The 18,651-nt window shown below is 60.7% G+C and carries 15 protein-coding genes, 1 pseudogene and 1 other annotated feature; of the genes and pseudogenes, 8 read left to right on the top strand and 8 right to left on the bottom strand.

Annotated features, from left to right (window positions below; translation table 11 throughout):
• Window positions 1–31 precede the first annotated feature (31 nt).
• Both cysB and topA read right to left on the bottom strand, forming a co-directional pair.
• Window positions 32–1,006, bottom strand: a complete 975-nt coding sequence (cysB, locus tag ACJ8MK_RS07975) for an HTH-type transcriptional regulator CysB (protein ID WP_033634747.1) — start codon at window positions 1,004–1,006, stop codon at window positions 32–34.
• Window positions 1,007–1,366: 360 nt separating this feature from the next.
• Window positions 1,367–3,964: a type I DNA topoisomerase gene (topA, locus tag ACJ8MK_RS07970; RefSeq protein WP_033647571.1), complete on the bottom strand. Its 2,598-nt coding sequence runs from the start codon at window positions 3,962–3,964 to the stop codon at window positions 1,367–1,369.
• 427 nt (window positions 3,965–4,391) lie between these two features.
• Here topA and ACJ8MK_RS07965 point away from each other — a divergent pair, with 427 nt between their 5' ends.
• Window positions 4,392–4,643, top strand: a complete 252-nt coding sequence (locus tag ACJ8MK_RS07965; RefSeq protein ID WP_033634749.1) for a YciN family protein — start codon at window positions 4,392–4,394, stop codon at window positions 4,641–4,643.
• Between the two features lie 51 nt (window positions 4,644–4,694).
• Here ACJ8MK_RS07965 and sohB read toward each other — a convergent pair whose 3' ends face one another.
• Window positions 4,695–5,741 (bottom strand): protease SohB, encoded by a 1,047-nt coding sequence (sohB, locus tag ACJ8MK_RS07960; RefSeq protein ID WP_033634750.1) that lies wholly within the window; start codon window positions 5,739–5,741, stop codon window positions 4,695–4,697.
• Window positions 5,742–6,100: 359 nt separating this feature from the next.
• On the opposite strand from sohB, the gene ACJ8MK_RS07955 reads away from it, so the two are divergent.
• Both ACJ8MK_RS07955 and cobO read left to right on the top strand, forming a co-directional pair.
• A complete protein-coding gene (locus ACJ8MK_RS07955) occupies window positions 6,101–6,862 on the top strand; it encodes a YciK family oxidoreductase (protein WP_442517636.1) in 762 nt (253 codons plus the stop codon).
• An 11-nt stretch (window positions 6,863–6,873) separates the two neighbouring features.
• Entirely contained in the window at window positions 6,874–7,464 is a 591-nt protein-coding gene (gene cobO, locus ACJ8MK_RS07950; protein WP_060421319.1) for a cob(I)yrinic acid a,c-diamide adenosyltransferase, read from the top strand.
• 37 nt (window positions 7,465–7,501) lie between these two features.
• Here cobO and rluB read toward each other — a convergent pair whose 3' ends face one another.
• The 5 genes from rluB to rnm form a co-directional block, all read right to left on the bottom strand.
• Window positions 7,502–8,407, bottom strand: coding sequence for a 23S rRNA pseudouridine(2605) synthase RluB (gene rluB / locus ACJ8MK_RS07945; protein WP_033647574.1), 906 nt, complete (start codon window positions 8,405–8,407; stop codon window positions 7,502–7,504).
• A gap of 163 nt (window positions 8,408–8,570) precedes the next feature.
• Window positions 8,571–9,368, bottom strand: coding sequence for an alpha/beta fold hydrolase (locus ACJ8MK_RS07940; RefSeq protein ID WP_033634754.1), 798 nt, complete (start codon window positions 9,366–9,368; stop codon window positions 8,571–8,573).
• Between the two features lie 148 nt (window positions 9,369–9,516).
• Window positions 9,517–9,876 (bottom strand): Rap1a/Tai family immunity protein, encoded by a 360-nt coding sequence (locus tag ACJ8MK_RS07935; RefSeq protein ID WP_033634755.1) that lies wholly within the window; start codon window positions 9,874–9,876, stop codon window positions 9,517–9,519.
• A gap of 115 nt (window positions 9,877–9,991) precedes the next feature.
• Window positions 9,992–10,612 (bottom strand): L-threonylcarbamoyladenylate synthase, encoded by a 621-nt coding sequence (locus ACJ8MK_RS07930; protein ID WP_033643268.1) that lies wholly within the window; start codon window positions 10,610–10,612, stop codon window positions 9,992–9,994.
• A gap of 47 nt (window positions 10,613–10,659) precedes the next feature.
• Window positions 10,660–11,541: an RNase RNM gene (gene rnm / locus ACJ8MK_RS07925; protein WP_440527616.1), complete on the bottom strand. Its 882-nt coding sequence runs from the start codon at window positions 11,539–11,541 to the stop codon at window positions 10,660–10,662.
• A 253-nt stretch (window positions 11,542–11,794) separates the two neighbouring features.
• Window positions 11,795–11,898: a sequence feature (Trp leader region), on the top strand.
• 24 nt (window positions 11,899–11,922) lie between these two features.
• On the opposite strand from rnm, the gene ACJ8MK_RS07920 reads away from it, so the two are divergent.
• The 5 genes and pseudogenes from ACJ8MK_RS07920 to trpA all read left to right on the top strand — a co-directional run bounded on the left by ACJ8MK_RS07920 (window position 11,923) and on the right by trpA (window position 18,484).
• Window positions 11,923–13,485, top strand: a complete 1,563-nt coding sequence (locus ACJ8MK_RS07920) for an anthranilate synthase component 1 (RefSeq protein ID WP_442517635.1) — start codon at window positions 11,923–11,925, stop codon at window positions 13,483–13,485.
• Window positions 13,485–15,081: pseudogene (gene trpD / locus ACJ8MK_RS07915) on the top strand (bifunctional anthranilate synthase glutamate amidotransferase component TrpG/anthranilate phosphoribosyltransferase TrpD). The gene ACJ8MK_RS07920 and the pseudogene trpD overlap by 1 nt, the downstream one beginning before the upstream one ends.
• Before the next feature lie 3 nt (window positions 15,082–15,084).
• Complete coding sequence (gene trpCF / locus ACJ8MK_RS07910; RefSeq protein WP_080431139.1) at window positions 15,085–16,446, top strand: bifunctional indole-3-glycerol-phosphate synthase TrpC/phosphoribosylanthranilate isomerase TrpF; 1,362 nt, start codon at window positions 15,085–15,087, stop codon at window positions 16,444–16,446.
• Window positions 16,447–16,487: 41 nt separating this feature from the next.
• Window positions 16,488–17,678: a tryptophan synthase subunit beta gene (trpB, locus tag ACJ8MK_RS07905; protein ID WP_033634762.1), complete on the top strand. Its 1,191-nt coding sequence runs from the start codon at window positions 16,488–16,490 to the stop codon at window positions 17,676–17,678.
• Window positions 17,678–18,484, top strand: a complete 807-nt coding sequence (gene trpA, locus ACJ8MK_RS07900) for a tryptophan synthase subunit alpha (RefSeq protein ID WP_033634763.1) — start codon at window positions 17,678–17,680, stop codon at window positions 18,482–18,484. The genes trpB and trpA overlap by 1 nt, the downstream gene beginning before the upstream one ends.
• Window positions 18,485–18,651 lie beyond the last annotated feature (167 nt).

Below are 18,651 nucleotides of genomic sequence, written 5' to 3'. Positions count from 1 at the left end.
CTCTCCGGGTTTGATTTGATATCGTCAACGATTACTTAATCGGCAGCTTGATGTCCTTGAACATCGCCTCGATCTCTTCGTTGGAACGCAGCGCCACCGCGCTGTCGACCACGTCACGCGTCAGGTGCGGCGCGAAGCGCTGAATGAAGTCGTACATGTAGCTGCGCAGGAAGGTGCTGCGGCGGAAGCCGATTTTAGTGGTGCTGTAGGTGAAGATATCGCTTGCATCCACCGTCACCAGATCCGGATCCTGCACCGGATCCACCGCCATGCTGGCGATCACCCCCACCCCCAATCCCAGACGCACATAGGTTTTGATCACGTCGGCGTCGGTGGCGGTAAAGACGATGCGCGGCGTCAGGCCGGCGCGGTTGAAAGCGGTATCCAGCTCCGAGCGGCCGGTAAAGCCGAAGGTGTAAGTGACGATCGGGTAAGCCGCCAGCTCTTCAATGCTGATGCTGCTTTTGCCCGCCAAAGGATGATCGGGCTTCACCACCACCGCGCGGTTCCAGTGGTAGCACGGCAGCATGATGAGATCGTCGTACAGGTGCAGCGCTTCGGTGGCGATGGCGAAATCGGCGGTGCCTTTGGAGACCGCTTCGGCGATCTGCGTCGGCGAGCCCTGGTGCATGTGCAGCGAGACGCGCGGGTAACGCTCGATAAAGCCCTTGATGACGTTGGGCAAGGCGTAGCGAGCCTGGGTATGCGTGGTGGCGACGTACAGCGAGCCTTTGTCCGGGTAAGTATGTTCACCGGCAACGGCTTTGATGGCATCCACCTTGGACAGCACTTCACGCGCGATGCGAATGATTTCCTGGCCGGCCGGGGTGACCTGGGTCAGGTGTTTGCCGCTGCGGGCGAAGATCTGGATGCCCAGCTCATCTTCGAGCATGCGCACCTGCTTACTGATGCCGGGTTGCGAGGTATAGAGCCCTTCTGCCGTCGAGGAGACATTCAGGTTGTGGTTAACCACTTCCACAATGTAACGAAGCTGCTGCAATTTCATATCTTATACCATCCTAGGTTAAACACTGCGGCTTACCCGCAGCCAGGTATATCGGTGTCGCCCCGGTATGCTGAAACTCACAAGCCATAAACACCGTGTTTTACCCTGATGGTGAAGAAAACGCCGTTGTTAATAAGCTTTAATAATAAAAAAACTTTTTATATAACCACTATACCACGTTGCAGCTTCAAGTATAGATCCGCGTCACACTATGATAACGATTATTTTGCATTGGTATCAACGTGAAACGGCGGTGACGGAGGGGTAAAAACAGCAAAGGATAGATCCGTTTCCCCCTTTTCACCAATAAAAAACCAGCCGCCAGGGCTGGTTTTTCATCTTGCGGGCGGGACATTGGCCTTACTTCTTGCCTTCGACCCACTTGCCGTCCACGTAGAACGCGGACCAACCGGTCGCCTTGCCGTCTTTTTCAGAAGAGACGTACTGCTGTTTGGTTTTGCGGCTGAAACGCACCAGCGTTTTATTGCCTTCGGCGTCCGCCACCGGCGCATCGGCCAGATAGCGCAGCTTCTCCGGCAGGCGATCCTTGAAGCGAGCCAGCTCTTCCACCAGCGGCGCGCGGGTCTCGCGCGATTTAGGGAAGGTGTTGGCCGCCAGGAACACGCCGGCAGCGCCGTCACGCAGCACGAAATAGGCGTCCGACTTCTCGCACGGCAGCTCCGGCAACGGCACCGGATCTTCCTTCGGCGGCGCGACGTCGCCGTTACGCAGGATCTTGCGGGTGTTTTTGCAGTTCTCGTTGGTGCAGCCCATGTACTTGCCGAAACGCCCCATTTTCAGGTGCATTTCCGAGCCGCACTTGTCGCACTCCACCACCGGGCCGTCGTAGCCTTTCAGACGGAACTCGCCCTCTTCGATCTCGTAACCGTCGCACGCCGGGTTGTTACCGCAGACGTGCAGCTTGCGCTGGTTGTCGATCAGATAGCTGTCCATCGCCGTACCGCATTTCTTGCAGCGGCGGCGGGCGCGCAGCGCGTTGGTTTCCGCCTCGTCGCCTTCGAGGATGTTGAGCACTTCCGCTTCCGGCACCAGGTTGATGGTGGTTTTGCAGCGCTCCTTCGGCGGCAGCGCGTAGCCGGAACAGCCGAGGAACACGCCGGTGCTGGCAGTACGGATGCCCATCTTGCGGCCGCAGGTCGGGCAGTCGATGCTGGTCATCACCATCTGGTTAGGCCGCATGCCGCCTTCTTCCGGATCCTTCTCCGCCGTTTCCAGCTGTTCGCTGAAGTCGACGAAGAACTCGTCCAGCACCGCTTTCCACTCGGCCTGGTTGTTGGCGACCTCATCGAGACCATCTTCCATGCGCGCGGTGAAGTCATAGTTCATCAGCTCGCGGAAGTTTTCTTCCAGGCGATCGGTGACGATCTCGCCCATTTTCTCGGCATAGAAGCGGCGGCTTTCCACCCGCACATAACCGCGATCCTGAATGGTCGAGATGATGGAGGCGTAGGTGGACGGGCGGCCGATGCCGCGTTTTTCCAGCTCTTTCACCAGCGAGGCTTCGCTGTAGCGCGCCGGCGGCTTGGTGAAGTGCTGGCTTGGGATCAGTTTCTGCAGATCCAGTTCGCTGCCGATTTCGACGTATGGCAGGGTGCGATCTTCATCGCCCTTGCGCAGCGCCGGCATGACCTTGGTCCAGCCATCAAAGCGCAGCGTACGGCCCTTGGCGCGCAGCTGATAATCGCCGGCTTTCACCGTCAGCGTGGTGGAATCGTATTGCGCCGGCGTCATCTGGCAGGCAACGAACTGGCGCCAGATCAGCTGATACAGCTTCTGCGCGTCCGCTTCCATGTCTTTCAACTGTTCGGCGAGCACGTTCACGTCCGAAGGACGGATCGCTTCGTGCGCTTCCTGCGAATTCTCTTTGCTGCTGTACTGATTCGGCGCCTTCGGCAGGTATTTGTCGCCGAAGTTATCGCCGATGTAGCCACGCACCATGTTGAGCGCATCCTGGCTCAGGTTGGTGGAATCGGTACGCATATAGGTGATGTGGCCGGCTTCATACAGCCGTTGCGCCATCATCATGGTTTTTTTCACGCCGAAGCTCAGGCGGGTACTGGCGGCCTGCTGCAGCGTGGAGGTAATGAAAGGCGCGCCCGGTTTGCTGCTGGTCGGTTTGTCTTCGCGATCGAGCACCGTGTAGCGTGCTTTTTCCAACAGCTTGACCGCGGCGTGAGTCTGCTCGCGGTTGACCGGTTTGAACGGCTTGTCGTGCGCGTGGGTCACTTCCATCTGCAGCGCGGTTTCACCCTTCGCCAGCAGATCGGCATGCAGCTCCCAGTACTCTTCCGGCACGAAGGCCTTGATGTCGCGCTCGCGCTCAACCACCAGGCGCACCGCCACCGACTGCACGCGGCCGGCGGACAGGCCGCGGGCGATTTTCTTCCACAGCAGCGGCGAGACCATATAGCCCACCACGCGGTCCATGAACCGGCGCGCCTGCTGCGCGTTGACGCGGTCAATGTTCAGCTCGCCCGGCTGTTTGAACGCCTGCTGGATCGCGTTTTTGGTGATTTCGTTAAACACCACGCGGCTAAAGCGTTTGTCATCCCCACCGATCACTTCCCGCAGGTGCCAGGCGATGGCTTCCCCTTCGCGGTCAAGGTCGGTTGCGAGATAAATGTGGTCGGCGTTTTCCGCCAGCGATTTTAACTCGGCGACCACTTTTTCTTTACCCGGCAGGATTTCATAATGCGCTTTCCAGCCGTGATAAGGGTCGACGCCCATGCGATTTACCAGCGCCGCCTTCTCATCTTTTTTAACTTTTTTCTTGGCTTTGTCTTCGGTTGAGTCAGCGCTCTTTTTGCTGGCTGAGCCACTGGTCGGCAAATCACGGATATGACCGACGCTGGACTTCACCACGTAGTCACTTCCTAAATATTTATTAATAGTTTTGGCTTTTGCCGGGGACTCAACTATTACGAGAGCTTTACCCATATTTACCTTTACCTAATTTATTTCTTCTAAAAAGAAGTCTTTTATCTCGCCGTGCCGCGGCAATTCGTGTCTCTTTTTTTATATTGCGGCAGTCTGGCAAGAGATCAACAGATTTTTTCCTTTTGGTTGCCCAACCGCTCAACCTGAACGCAAGTTGTTGATCCTGCCTGCTATTCACCCATGCCCCAGAAGTATGGCTGTGTGAGTTTTATTCATGGCGTAAACAAAACCTTCCACCCGACGCCGCAAAATCCCACACTGTACCTGATAAAAAGCGTCACGCAACCTAATTAGCACGGAAAGACCGATTTCGCCAACCGGCGGCCGCGCATGGCCATCCAGACGGCAAATAAACCTTAGTCGGTTTGCGGATAAAAGCGAACCGGCGTTAGAATATGCGCAGAGTTTTTAGTTTGGAGTCTAATAAATGCGCACAAATACTGCCCCTATCGGCCGCGAGGCCCTGCTGGCGGAAGCAAATAACATCATCCGCCAACACGAAGATTATCTGCACGGCATGATCGCCACCGACGTTGAACAAAAAAACGGCGTTTTAGTTTTCCGCGGCGAATACTTTTTGGATGCCGACGGATTGCCCACCGCCAAAACCACCGCGGTATTTAATATGTTTAAACATTTGGCCCATCTGCTTTCGGAAAAATACCACCTGGTCGATTGAGAAAAGAAAACGGGGGCGCCCGGCCCCCGCTGATTCACGCTCTCGCCGCCGTTACAGCAGCGGCTTTTCCCCACGCTGCCACCAGCGCAACAGCAAGCGATCGACGCTTTCCGCCGCGCTGCCGGTAAAGCGATCCATCAGGCGTTTGCGGCGCGAATAGCGCACGGCGATCACTTCGTGGTTATCCAGCTCGGCGATCAGCAAGTCATCGCTGGTGCCGATAGCGTCAATCAGGCCCTTCTCTTTCGCCTGTGAACCGAACCAGTGCTCACCGGTGGCGACGCTGTCGATGTCGAGCGACGGGCGCTGCTCATGCACGAAGCGTTTGAACAGCTCGTGGGTTTCGTTCAGATCTTCGCGGAACTTCTCGCGCCCCTGTTCGGTGTTTTCACCGAACAGCGTCAGCGTGCGCTTGAACTGCCCGGCGGTGTGCAACTCCACGTCGATGTCGTTCTTCTTCAGCAGGCGGTGGAAGTTCGGGATCTGCGCCACCACGCCGATCGAGCCGATGATGGCGAACGGCGCCGCCACGATGCGATCCGCGACGCAGGCCATCATGTAGCCGCCGCTGGCCGCCACTTTATCCACCGCCACCGTCAGGCGAATGCCGCCTTTACGCAGGCGCTCCAGCTGCGAGGCCGCCAAGCCGTAGCCGTGCACCACTCCGCCAGGGCTTTCCAGCCGCAGCAGGACTTCATCCTGCGCCGACGCCACCGCCAACACCGCCGAGATCTCTTCGCGCAGCGAGGTCACCTCGTGCGCGTCCATGCTGCCCTTGAAATCCAGCACATACAGGCACGGCTTGGCCACCTCGACCGCGCCGGACTTGGCGCGCTGCTTTTTCAGCTTATCGTCGGCCTTAGTCTGTTTCTTGAACTGTTTCAGCCAAACCTTTTGCTCGGCGGCATCCATGCGCGCCAGGCGCATGTCACGCTGCATCTCGCGATACTGTTCACCGAGATCGGTCAGCTGCAGCTCCCCTTTCTGGCGGCTCTTGCGTTGCCCCAAACTGACAGCCAGGATGGCCAACGCGGCGATGGCGAGCACCACCGTGGCAACCTTGGCCAGAAACAGGCCATAAACAGATATAAATTCCACAGATTCCGCCTTTATTTACAGGTTGTTAGTATGATTCTTCCCATTTTAGCCAACCGCAGCGGCTGCTGTCGCGGCTAAATGAAAATTCATTGCGCACGGAGCATCACTATGGGGACGATTTGCGGCCGAACCAAGCCGTCGCCGCCGCGCTTTTGTTACAAAAGAATGCCATTTCAGCCTGCTACGCATTGAAAATGCCGGCGGATTAAGGCATATAACACCCATTATTCATCAATATGATGAGACGCATTCGCTGCGCGGCCCGCAGACGGTCGAGCCTTCGCTCCCGCCCCGGCCGCGCGTTTCACTCTTGCTCCCCGATATCTGCGGGAGAACGGCCACCCAGGCGAGGATTTATCGTGCATTACCAACCCAAACAAGATCTGCTCGAACAACGTATCATTCTGGTCACCGGCGCCGGCGACGGCATCGGCCGCGAAGCGGCGCTGACCTACGCGCGCTTCGGTGCCCGGCTGGTGCTGCTGGGGCGTACCGAAAGCAAGCTGCTGGCGGTGCAACAAGAGATCGCGGCCCAGGGCAGCGCCCCGGCGTTGGTGGTGACGCTGGACTTGCTGCACGCCACGCCGAAGCAATGCCGGCAGATAGCCGACGATCTGGCGCGCCAGATCCCCCGCCTTGACGGCGTGCTGCACAACGCCGGCCTGCTCGGCGACATCGCGCCGATGGCCGACCTGTCGATGACCATGTGGCAAGAGGTGATGCAGGTTAACGTCAACGCCACCTTTATGCTGACTCAGGCGCTGCTGCCGCTGCTGCTGAAATCCCACGCGGGTTCGCTGGTGTTCACCAGTTCCAGCGTCGGGCGCACCGGCCGCGCAGACTGGGGCGCCTATGCGGTGTCGAAGTTCGCCACCGAGGGCATGATGCAGGTGTTGGCCGACGAGTATAAAAACCGCAATCTGCGGGTGAACTGCATCAATCCGGGCGGCACCCGCACCAAAATGCGCGCATCTGCCTTCCCACACGAAGACAAGAACAAGCTGAAAACCCCGGCCGATATCATGCCGCTGTATCTGTATCTGATGGGCGAAGACAGCCGCCGCAAAACCGGCATGAGCTTCGACGCCCAGCCGAACCGTAAACCCGGCGCGGCCGAATAAGGAGCGTTTTCATGGCGGAAGATCGTCATCAGCAGCGCCAGCAGCGCCTGAAAGAACAGGTCGATGCGCGCATCGCCGCGGCGCAGGACACGCGTGGCCTGCTGCTGGTGTTTACCGGCAACGGCAAGGGTAAGACCACCGCCGCCTTCGGCACCGTCACCCGGGCGGTCGGCCACGGCATGCGCGCCGGGGTGATCCAGTTCATCAAGGGCGAATGGCCCAATGGCGAAAAGAATCTGCTGCAGCAACACGGCGTTGAATTTCAGGTGATGGCCACCGGCTTCACCTGGGAGACGCAGAACAAAGCCGGCGATACCGCCGCCTGCCAGGCGGTGTGGCAACACGGCAAACGCATGCTGACCGACAGCAGCCTGGATCTGGTGCTGCTGGACGAAGTGACCTACATGCTGACCTACGGCTATCTGGAACTGGAAGAGCTGAAGGCCGCGTTACTGGAGCGCCCTGCGCACCAAACGGTGATCCTGACCGGGCGCGGTTGCCATCGCGATCTGCTGGAACTGGCGGATACGGTCACGGAGATGCGGCCGGTGAAGCACGCGTTTGATGCGGGCGTGAAGGCGCAACAGGGGATCGATTGGTAACAAAAGTTCTGGCCCCGAACGGGGCCAGAATGAGAGATTAGCCGCGTTTGCTCGGCTTGCCCGGTTTACCCGGCTTGCTGCCTGGCGCACTGCGGCGGCCGCTGCCGGCCACCTGCGAATGGCGCTTGACCGCGCGGCGGATCTGGTTGGCCTTCACGCGGCGGCGCTCACGCTCCACCGGCATCTTGCTGACCGTTTCCGGCTTCAATTCCACCAGCTCGCGCAGGTAGTTGATCGCCGGCAGATCCAGCTCTGCCCAGCCGCCGCGCGGCAGGCCTTTCGGCAGATCGATGTCGCCATAGCGCACGCGGATCAGGCGGCTCACCTGCACGCCCACCGCTTCCCACAGGCGACGCACTTCACGGTTGCGGCCTTCGGTCAGGGTCACGTTGTACCACTGGTTGAGGCCTTCACCGCCCTGGAAGCTGATGGTGCGGAAGGCGGCCGGGCCGTCCTCCAGCTGCACGCCCTTGCTCAGCTGCTTCACTTTCGCATCGTCGACCTGGCCGAACACGCGTACCGCGTACTCGCGCTCCACTTCACGGCTCGGGTGCATCAGACGGTTGGCCAGCTCGCCATCGGTGGTGAACAGCAGCAGACCGGAGGTGTTGACGTCCAGGCGCCCTACCGCCACCCAGCGCGAACCGCGCAGCTTAGGCAAACGATCGAACACCGTCGGGCGGCCTTCAGGATCGCTGCGGGTACACAGCTCGCCTTCCGGTTTGTAGTAGGCCAGCACTCGGCAGACCACGTCTTCAGACTCTTTGATCGACAGGACATGACCGTCCAGGCGAATTTTCATCGCCGGCGTCACTTCAACGCGATCGCCCAGCTTGGCGACCTTGCCGTCGACGCTGACGCGCCCGGCTTCAATCATGGTTTCGATTTCACGACGCGAGCCATGCCCGGCGCGCGCTAAAACTTTCTGTAACTTTTCGCTCATTGAGCAACCTCTAATGTCGCCTTCACAGGCGTCGGGGGGATAACCGCCGCGGCCAACCGCCACAACGGTAACAATACATTTATCAGGATCGAACCGCGTATTATACAGGCTTTCTAAGGTGTTGAAACCCACTTTATCGGCGGCGACCTCCCTCGGGCGGCGTTTACGGTGCCAAAAAATCCTCCACCGCCCACAGCACCGCGTCGGGCCGTTCCAGAATGCCGAGGTGAGTGCGAGCCTCCCCCAAACGCACCACGGAGAAAAACGGCTGTTCGGCGGCAAATGCCTGCTGGCGCCGCAGATAGTCGTCGCGGCGATCCAGCGAGTAGATGTGGCGGCACGGCGGCGGCGCGCTCATTCCCGCCAGACGTTGCAGCGGCGAGCCGAATTGCCGGTAGGCCTGTTCGATGGCCACGCCGGCGGCACGCCAGAGCCGGTAATCTTCTTGTGCCATCTCGACCTCCAGATGGCGTTTGACCCGTTCGTGGCGGATGCCGCCCTGCCAGAAGGCGAACAAGGCGTCGCGCGCCGCCAGCCACTGCTGCGGCTGCTGCATACGGCTCACCGCCGTAAAGAACGCCGGTTCCGGCTGCGTCATGATCCAATCGAGAAACACCATGCCCCGCACCCGCTGCGGCAACGCTTCGGCCAACGCCACCGCCAGCCAGCTGGCGTGCGCCACCGACAGAGTCACCACGTTGTCCAAACGCAGCGCCGTCAGTAGCTGACGCACATCTTCCAGCAAATCGTCCGCCGCGAGCGACATCTCCGCCGTTTTTGACGACAGGCCGTGGCCGCGCCAGTCGATGCTGATCACCCGATAACGTTCTGCCGCCAGGGCGATGAAGGGATCGAACACGGTTTTCGGCTCGCACCAGCCGGGCAGCAGCACCAGCGTGAGCGGCCCTGAGCCGATATCCTGATAATCGAGAGCGATGTTGGCGCTGTGAAATGTGGTCATATAACCTCCTGCGCGTCTCTCCCCGACCCGTTCGGGGGATGCCGACGATGCTAAGGTGACAGCGCCGCGGAGATTGATCTATTGAAGTTCGTGCGGAAAGTATGAGAGCGCACCTTATGAAAAAATGCGCACTAAATGGAATGCAAATTTAATGGCGCACGCAGGGATAGGCGGCGCTTAACGCCAGCATGATCACCGAAGGCGCAGAGTAATGCAACTGCTCGGGATGCTCGTTCAAATAGCGCATCACCGCATCGGCGGCCGTGCCGATACTCATCCCGGCTTCCGGGCAAATATTGCGGTTGCCCTGCATCGAATAAGTATCGAATACGCCGGCGACGTATCCCATAAACATGCCGCCGTTAAGCGCTTCGGCAACGGTGGCCTCACCGTTTTTATTTTTTACGTAACCGCCGGATTCCGCCAGCAAGGAACTGCCCGAATAAAAACCCGCATTTGCCATCGAGGAAAATAATAAGGCCGCTAAAAAAGAAACCCGTTTAATCATTGGTGCGCATCCTGCCCATTATCAATTCTGAAGTAGTCAAGAATAGCTGCTTTCACCCGAAATAGCGTCGCTTCAGCCGATTTTCAGACAATGGGCAAGTCGGCGACGGTTTACATCAGCGGAAAGGCGCCGCGTCGCCCGCCCCTTCACGCACCACTTCCGGCGAGGATTCGGTCAGATCGATAACCGTAGTCGGCTGTTGACCGAGGAAACCGCCGTGGATCACCAGATCGACCACCTTGCCCAAGTGATCGCTGATCTCTTCCGGATCCGATTCGGCAAAATCATTGCCCGGCAGCATCAGGGTGGTGGACATCATCGGTTCGTTCAGCGCCTCCAGCAGCGCCAGCGCGATCGGGTTCGACGGCACGCGCAGGCCGATGGTTTTACGCTTTTCATTCATCAGGCGGCGCGGCACTTCCTTGGTCGCTTTCAGAATGAAGGTGTAGTTACCCGGCGTATTGTTTTTGATCAGGCGAAACGCCGTATTATCGACGTGCGCATAGGTCGACAACTCGGACAAATCGCGGCACATCAGGGTAAAGTTGTGGTTGCCGTCCAACTGACGGATGCGGCAAATGCGCTCCATCGCCGCCTTCTCTTCCAGCATGCAACCCAGCGCATAGCCGGAATCGGTGGGATAAACGATCACCCCGCCCTTGCGCAACACCTCGACCGCCTGGTTAATCAAACGCGGCTGCGGGTTGTCCGGGTGAATATAAAAAAGCTGACTCATGACTTGCTCCTAAAATGATGCCCGCGCGCGTTGCCACGCGCGTAAAATCAGACCGCCTCGCCAGGCTGCGGCCAATCGCGCCACACCGGCTCGACGCCGCCCGGTAGCCACAGTTTGCGGCCCAGTTCGATCCACGAACAAGGCTGATGAAAATCAGAGCCTTGCGAGGCCAACAGGCGGTAGTCCTGGGCGTATTTCGCCAATTGCGAGCGCTCATGCGGCGCCTGCTGACACTGCGCCACTTCCATGGCGTCGCCGCCGTGTTCGGCGAAATGCGCCAGCAAACGTTTCAACCACTTCGCGGTCAGATCGTAACGGCCGGGATGCGCCATCACCGCCTGGCCGCCCGATTGATGAATCGCATCAATGGCTTGTTCTATTGTACACCACTGCGGCGGCACGTAGCCGGTTTTGCCCTTGGCCAGGTATTTCTTGAACACCTGCGCCATGTTGTCCGCCACGCCAATCTCCACCAGATAACGGGCGAAATGGCCGCGGGTCACCGCGCCGGCACCCGCCAGCCGCTGGGCGCCGGTATAGGCGTCGGGAATGCGCGCCTTACCCAGACGCACGCCGATCTCCTGCGCACGCCGATTGCGCCGTTCGGTTTGTTCCGCCAACAGCGCCACCAGCGCAGGGTGCGCGACGTCCATGCCCAATCCAACGATATGGATCTCATGATTTTCCCACAGCGTCGAGATTTCCACCCCGTTGACCAGCCGCAGCGGCAACGCCTGCTCCGCAATGGCGGCGGCGGCCTCGGCCAGGCCTGCGGTGGTGTCGTGATCGGTGATCGCCAGCACGCCCACGCGCATCTCGACCGCCCGCTGCACCAGCTGCGTCGGCGTCAGGTAGCCATCGGAGGCGGTTGTGTGGCTGTGGAGGTCGTACAGAGTAAAGGCGGTGGATGGGGGGTTACTGTCTGTCAAAACGGCTATCCGGCAATGGCTTGGTTTTCTATCATACCCGCGATCGGCGGCCGGACGGAAATCTATTCTGCCCCGGCCGCGGACGCCAAGCGGAATGATGAATATAATTCACGCTGACCGCTAAAACATTGTGCAAAAAGAGGGTTGACTTTGCCCTCCCGAACCAGTTAACTAGTACACAAGTTCACGGCAACGGCCGTGTCGGATGAGCGTTAACAGAGAGAGTCAGCAAATGAACAACTACATTTCTCTTCACGGTTGGTGGCGTACTTCCCTCTTGCGGGCGGTGTAATCGCGCATAGCTGTCATCTGACAATGCAGATTTCCTGAGCCCGCACCTGATGCGGGCTTTTTTATGGACAGAATTCACTGGAACCACCGATGATGAACATCAAACCACAACTGACATTGCTGAAGGCGCAAGCCAGCTACCGGGGCGACCCCACCACCATTTTCCACCAGCTGTGCGGCGCCCGTCCGGCCACCCTGCTGCTGGAATCGGCGGAAATCAACAGCAAACAGAATCTGCAGAGCCTGCTGGTGATCGACAGCGCGCTGCGTATTACCGCACTGGGCCACACCGTCAGCGTGCAGGCGCTGACCGCCAACGGCGCGGCGCTGCTGCCGTTACTGGACGAAGCGCTGCCGCCCGAGGTGCGCAATCAGGCGCGCCCCAACGGCCGCGAGCTGAGCTTCCCGGCGATCGACGCGGTGCAGGACGAAGACGCCCGCCTGCGTTCACTGTCGGTGTTCGACGCGCTGCGCACGCTGCTGACCCTGGTGGACTCCCCGGCGGACGAACGCGAAGCCGTGATGCTGGGCGGCCTGTTCGCCTACGATTTGGTCGCCGGTTTCGAAGACCTGCCGGCGCTGCGCCAGGATCAGCGCTGCCCGGACTTCTGCTTCTATCTGGCGGAAACCCTGCTGGTGCTGGATCACCAACGCGGTACGGCCCGTCTGCAGGCCAGCGTCTTCAGTGAGCAGGCGAGTGAAGCGCAGCGTTTGCAGCAACGCCTGGAACAGCTGCAGGCCGAATTGCAACAAACCCCGCAGCCGATCCCGCACCAAACGCTGGAAAACATGCAGCTGAGCTGCAACCAGAGCGACGAAGAGTACGGCGCGGTGGTCAGCGGGCTGCAGGAAGCGATCCGCCAGGGCGAGATTTTCCAGGTGGTGCCGTCGCGCCGCTTCTCCCTGCCGTGCCCGGCGCCGCTGGCGGCCTACCAGACCTTGAAAGACAACAACCCCAGCCCGTACATGTTCTTCATGCAGGATGATGACTTCACCCTGTTCGGCGCTTCGCCGGAGAGCGCGCTGAAATACGACGCGAGCAATCGGCAAATCGAAATCTACCCGATCGCCGGCACCCGCCCGCGCGGCCGGAGTAAGGACGGTTCGCTGGATCTGGATCTCGACAGCCGCATCGAGCTGGAAATGCGCACCGACCACAAAGAGCTGGCCGAGCACCTGATGCTGGTCGATCTGGCGCGCAACGATCTGGCGCGCATCTGCCAGGCCGGCAGCCGCTACGTCGCCGATCTGACCAAGGTGGACCGCTATTCGTTCGTCATGCACCTGGTTTCCCGGGTGGTGGGCACCCTGCGCGCCGATCTCGACGTGCTGCACGCCTACCAGGCTTGCATGAACATGGGCACCCTGAGCGGCGCGCCGAAGGTGCGGGCGATGCAGTTGATCGCCGCCTCCGAAGGCACACGCCGCGGCAGCTACGGCGGCGCGGTAGGCTACTTCACCGCCACCGGCGATCTGGATACCTGCATCGTCATTCGTTCCGCCTACGTTGAAGACGGCATCGCCACCGTGCAGGCCGGCGCCGGCGTGGTGCTGGATTCCGTCCCGCAGGCGGAAGCCGACGAGACCCGCAACAAAGCCCGTGCCGTGCTGCGTGCCATCGCCACTGCGCACCATGCCAAGGAGGTGTTCTGATGGCCGATATTCTGCTGCTCGACAACGTCGATTCCTTTACCTACAACCTGGTCGATCAGCTGCGCGCCAGCGGCCACCAGGTGGTGATTTACCGTAACCAGATCGCCGCCGAGGTGATCATCGAACGCCTGGAGCACATGACCCAGCCGGTGCTGATGCTGTCGCCCGGCCCCGGCACCCCGTCCGAAGCGGGCTGCATGCCGGAACTGCTGCAGCGCCTGCGCGGCCGGCTGCCGATCATCGGCATCTGCCTCGGCCACCAGGCGATCGTCGAAGCCTACGGCGGCCAGGTCGGCCAGGCGGGCGAGATCCTGCACGGCAAGGCCTCGGCGATCGTTCACGATGGCGAAGGTATGTTCGCCGGCATGGCCAACCCGCTGCCGGTAGCGCGCTACCACTCGCTGGTCGGCAGCAATATCCCGGCCGATCTCACCGTCAACGCCCGGTTCGGCGAGATGGTGATGGCGGTGCGCGACGATCATCGCCGCGTGTGCGGCTTCCAGTTCCACCCGGAATCGATTCTGACCACCCACGGCGCGCGTCTGCTTGAGCAGACCCTAGCCTGGGCGCTGGCGAAGTAATATAAGGAACACGACGATGCAACCTATTCTTGAGAAACTGTACCGCGCCGAGTCGATGAGCCAGCAGGAAAGCCAACAGCTGTTCAGCGCCATCGTGCGCGGCGAATTGGAGCCGAGCCAACTGGCGGCGGCGTTGATCAGCATGAAAGTCCGCGGCGAGCGCCCGGAAGAGATCGCCGGCGCCGCCAAAGCGCTGCTGGACGACGCTCAGCCGTTCCCGCGCCCTGACTACCCGTTCGCCGATATCGTCGGCACCGGCGGCGACGGCACCAACAGCATCAATATTTCCACCGCCAGCGCCTTCGTGGCGGCGGCGTGCGGCGCGAAGATCGCCAAACACGGCAACCGCAGCGTCTCCAGCCGCTCCGGCTCTTCGGATCTGCTGGCGGCGTTCGGCATCCGCCTGGATCTGCCGGCGGAAGAAGCGCGCAAGGCGCTGGACGATCTCGGCGTGTGTTTCCTGTTCGCGCCGCAGTATCACACCGGTTTTCGTCACGCCATGCCGGTACGCCAGCAGCTGAAAACCCGCACGCTGTTCAACGTGCTGGGCCCGCTGATCAACCCGGCGCGTCCGCCGCTGGCGCTGATCGGCGTTTACAGCCCGGAACTGGTACTGCCGATCGCCGAAACCCTGCGCGTGCTAGGTTATCAGCGTGCGGCGGTGGTTCACGGCGGCGGCATGGACGAGGTGGCGATCCACGCCCCGACGCACGTGGCGGAATTGAACAACGGCGAAATCAGCAGCTACCAGCTCACGCCGCAGTCCTTCGGATTGGAAACCTATCCGCTGGAAGCCTTGCTGGGCGGCACGCCGGAAGAAAACCGTGACATTTTGGCGCGGCTGTTACAAGGTAAAGGCGAGCCGGCGCACGCCGCGGCGGTCGCAGCCAACGTCGCGTTGCTTCTGAAGTTATTCGGACATGAAGACCTGCGCCAAAATGCGCGGCAGGCACTGGATATGATCAACAGCGGGCAGGCCTATGAGCGTGTCATCGCACTGGCGGCAAGAGGATAAATGATGCAGGAAACCGTGCTACACAAGATTGTCCGCGACAAAGCGCAATGGATCGCGGCGCGACAACAGCAACAGCCCCTGGCCGGCTTTCAGAACGACATCGTACCGAGCGAACGCAGCTTCTATCACGCGCTGCAGGGCACCCGGACGGCTTTCATTCTCGAATGCAAGAAGGCCTCGCCTTCCAAGGGGCTGATTCGCGAGAACTTTGATCCGGTGGAGATCGCCACGGTGTATAAAGATTTCGCTTCGGCGATCTCGGTGCTGACCGACGAGAAATACTTTCAGGGCAGCTTCGATTTCCTGCCGCTAGTCAGTAAAACCGTCAGCCAACCGGTGTTGTGCAAAGACTTTATCATCGATCCGTATCAGATTTACCTGGCGCGCTACTATCAGGCCGACGCCATCCTGCTGATGCTGTCGGTGTTGACCGACGAGCAGTACCGCCAGCTGGCGGCGGTGGCCCACAGCCTGAATATGGGCGTGCTGACCGAAGTGATCAGCGAAGAAGAGCTGCAGCGCGCGATCGCGCTGGAAGCGCGCGTGGTCGGCATCAACAACCGCGATCTGCGCGATCTGAGCATCGATCTGAACCGCACCCGTCAGCTGGCGCCGCGCGTGCCGCACGGCGTGACGGTGATCAGCGAATCGGGCATCAACAACTACGGGCAGATCCGCGAGCTGAGCCATTACGCCAACGGTTTCCTGATCGGCAGCGCGCTGATGTCGGAACCCGATCTGCGCGCCGCCGTGCGCCGCGTGATCCTGGGCGACAACAAAGTGTGCGGCCTGACCCGTCCGCAGGACGCCGCCGCCGCCTATCAGGCCGGCGCCATCTACGGCGGGCTGATTTTCGTCGGCCGCTCGCCGCGCTATGTGGACATCACCCGCGCTCGCGAAGTGATCTCCGGCGCGCCGCTGAAGTACGTCGGCGTGTTCTGCGACGCCCTGGTCGATACCGTGGCGTTGACCGTTGAGCGCCTCGGTCTGCACGCGGTGCAATTGCACGGCGCAGAAGACCAGGCCTATATCAACGCCCTGCGCGCCCGCTTGCCGGCCGATTGCCGCATCTGGAAAGCGCTGAGCGTGAAAGATCGGGTGCCGGCGCGCGATCTGCAGCATGTGGATCGCTATCTGCTCGACAACGGCGCCGGCGGCACCGGCCAACGCTTCGACTGGTCGGTGTTGCAAGGCGAAGATCTGACTGACGTGATGCTGGCGGGCGGCCTGCGCGCCGACAACTGCGTCGAGGCGGCCAAGCTCGGCTGCGCCGGGCTGGACTTCAACTCCGGCGTGGAAAGCGAACCGGGCATCAAAGATCCCGCGCGCCTGGCCTCGGTCTTCCAGACCCTGCGCGCCTACTGAATACGGCTCAACATTAATAACGGATAATAACGGGAACTCTCATGACGCTGCTTAACCCCTACTTCGGCGAATTTGGTGGCCAATACGTGCCGCAAATTCTGATGCCGGCCCTGAAACAACTGGAAGAAGCCTTTGTCAGCGCCCAGCGCGATCCTGCATTCCAGGCGGAATTTATCGATCTGCTGAAGAACTACGCGGGCCGCCCGACGGCGCTGACGCTGTGTAAAAACCTCACCGCCGGCAGCAACACCAAGCTGTACCTGAAGCGTGAAGACCTGCTGCACGGCGGCGCGCACAAGACCAACCAGGTGCTGGGCCAGGCCTTGCTGGCCAAGCGCATGGGCAAAACCGAGATCATCGCGGAAACCGGCGCCGGCCAACACGGCGTCGCTTCGGCGCTGGCCTGCGCGCTGCTCGGCCTGAAATGCCGCATCTATATGGGCGCCAAAGACGTCGAGCGCCAGTCGCCTAACGTGTTCCGCATGCGGCTGATGGGCGCGGAAGTGATCCCGGTGCACAGCGGCTCCGCCACCCTGAAAGACGCCTGCAACGAAGCGCTGCGCGACTGGTCCGGCAGCTATGAAACCGCGCACTATATGCTCGGCACCGCCGCCGGCCCGCATCCGTACCCTACCATCGTGCGTGAATTCCAGCGCATGATCGGCGAAGAAACCAAAGCGCAGGTGCTGGAGCGCGAAGGCCGCCTGCCGGATGCAGTCATCGCCTGCGTCGGCGGCGGCTCCAACGCCATCGGCATGTTCGCCGATTTTATCGATGACGCCGACGTTGGGCTGATCGGCGTGGAACCTGCCGGCCTGGGCATCGAAACCGGCCAGCACGGCGCGCCGCTCAAGCACGGCCACGTCGGCATCTACTTCGGCATGAAAGCGCCGATGATGCAGACCGCCGAAGGCCAGATTGAAGAGTCCTATTCGATTTCCGCCGGGCTGGACTTCCCGTCCGTCGGGCCGCAGCACGCCTACCTGAACAGCACCGGCCGCGCCGAATACGTGTCGATCACCGACGACGAAGCGCTGGAAGCGTTCAAGGCGCTGTCGCGCCATGAAGGCATCATCCCGGCGCTGGAATCCTCGCACGCCCTGGCTCACGCGCTGAAAATGATCCGTGAAACGCCGCAGAAAGAGCAGATCCTGGTGGTCAACCTGTCCGGCCGCGGCGACAAAGACATATTTACCGTTCACGACATTTTGAAAGCACGGGGAGAAATCTGATGGAACGTTATCAGCAACTGTTCACGCGTCTGGAAAGCAGCAAGGAAGGCGCCTTCGTCCCGTTCGTGACGCTGGGCGATCCTAATCCGGCGCTGTCGCTGCAGATTATCGACACCCTAATCGAAGCCGGCGCGGACGCGCTGGAGCTGGGCATCCCCTTCTCCGATCCGCTGGCGGATGGCCCCACCATCCAGAGCGCGACGCTGCGCGCCTTCGCCGCCGGCGTCACGCCGACCCAGTGCTTCGAGATGCTGGCGGCCATCCGCCAGAAGCACCCGACCATTCCCATCGGCCTGCTGATGTACGCCAACCTGGTGTTCCATAAAGGCATCGATGCGTTTTATCAACGCTGCGCCGAAGTGGGCGTGGACTCGGTACTGGTCGCCGACGTGCCGTTTGAAGAGTCTGCGCCGTTCCGCGCCGCCGCCGCGCGCCACGGCATCGCGCCGATCTTCATCTGCCCGCCGAACGCCGATGACGATCTGCTGCGGGAAATCGCGTCGCACGGCCGCGGCTACACCTATCTGCTGTCGCGTGCCGGCGTCACCGGCACCGAAAGCCGGGCGCAGCTGCCGTTGCATCACCTGGTGAACAAGCTGCGCGAGTACCACGCCGCGCCGCCGCTGCAGGGATTCGGCATCTCCGAACCCGAGCAGGTGAAGGCCGCGCTGCAGGCCGGGGCCGCCGGCGCGATCTCCGGCTCGGCAATCGTCAAAATCATCGAACAGCACCATGCCAACCCGGCGGAGATGCTGACCAAGCTGGCGGCCTTCGTCAGCAATATGAAGCGCGCCACCCGGGCGTGATCCTCTTCAGCGAGCGCCCTGCCGGCGCTCGCTTTAACAGCTTGTTTCCCCTCAAAGTTTGTTCCATTTATTTACAGCAAAAATTTGAACAAACCCAGGTCTTGTCTCACAATGAACGTTGTTCGCTATGCATTTCTTCGTTTGATTTGGGGAATGCGCTCGCTGCG

The organism is Serratia sp. CY38905 (assembly GCF_052168875.1).
GTDB classification, from domain to species: Bacteria; Pseudomonadota; Gammaproteobacteria; order Enterobacterales; family Enterobacteriaceae; genus Serratia; species Serratia sarumanii.
Note: the sequence above shows the minus strand (reverse complement) of the source record. Positions and strands in the feature narration are given on the sequence as shown.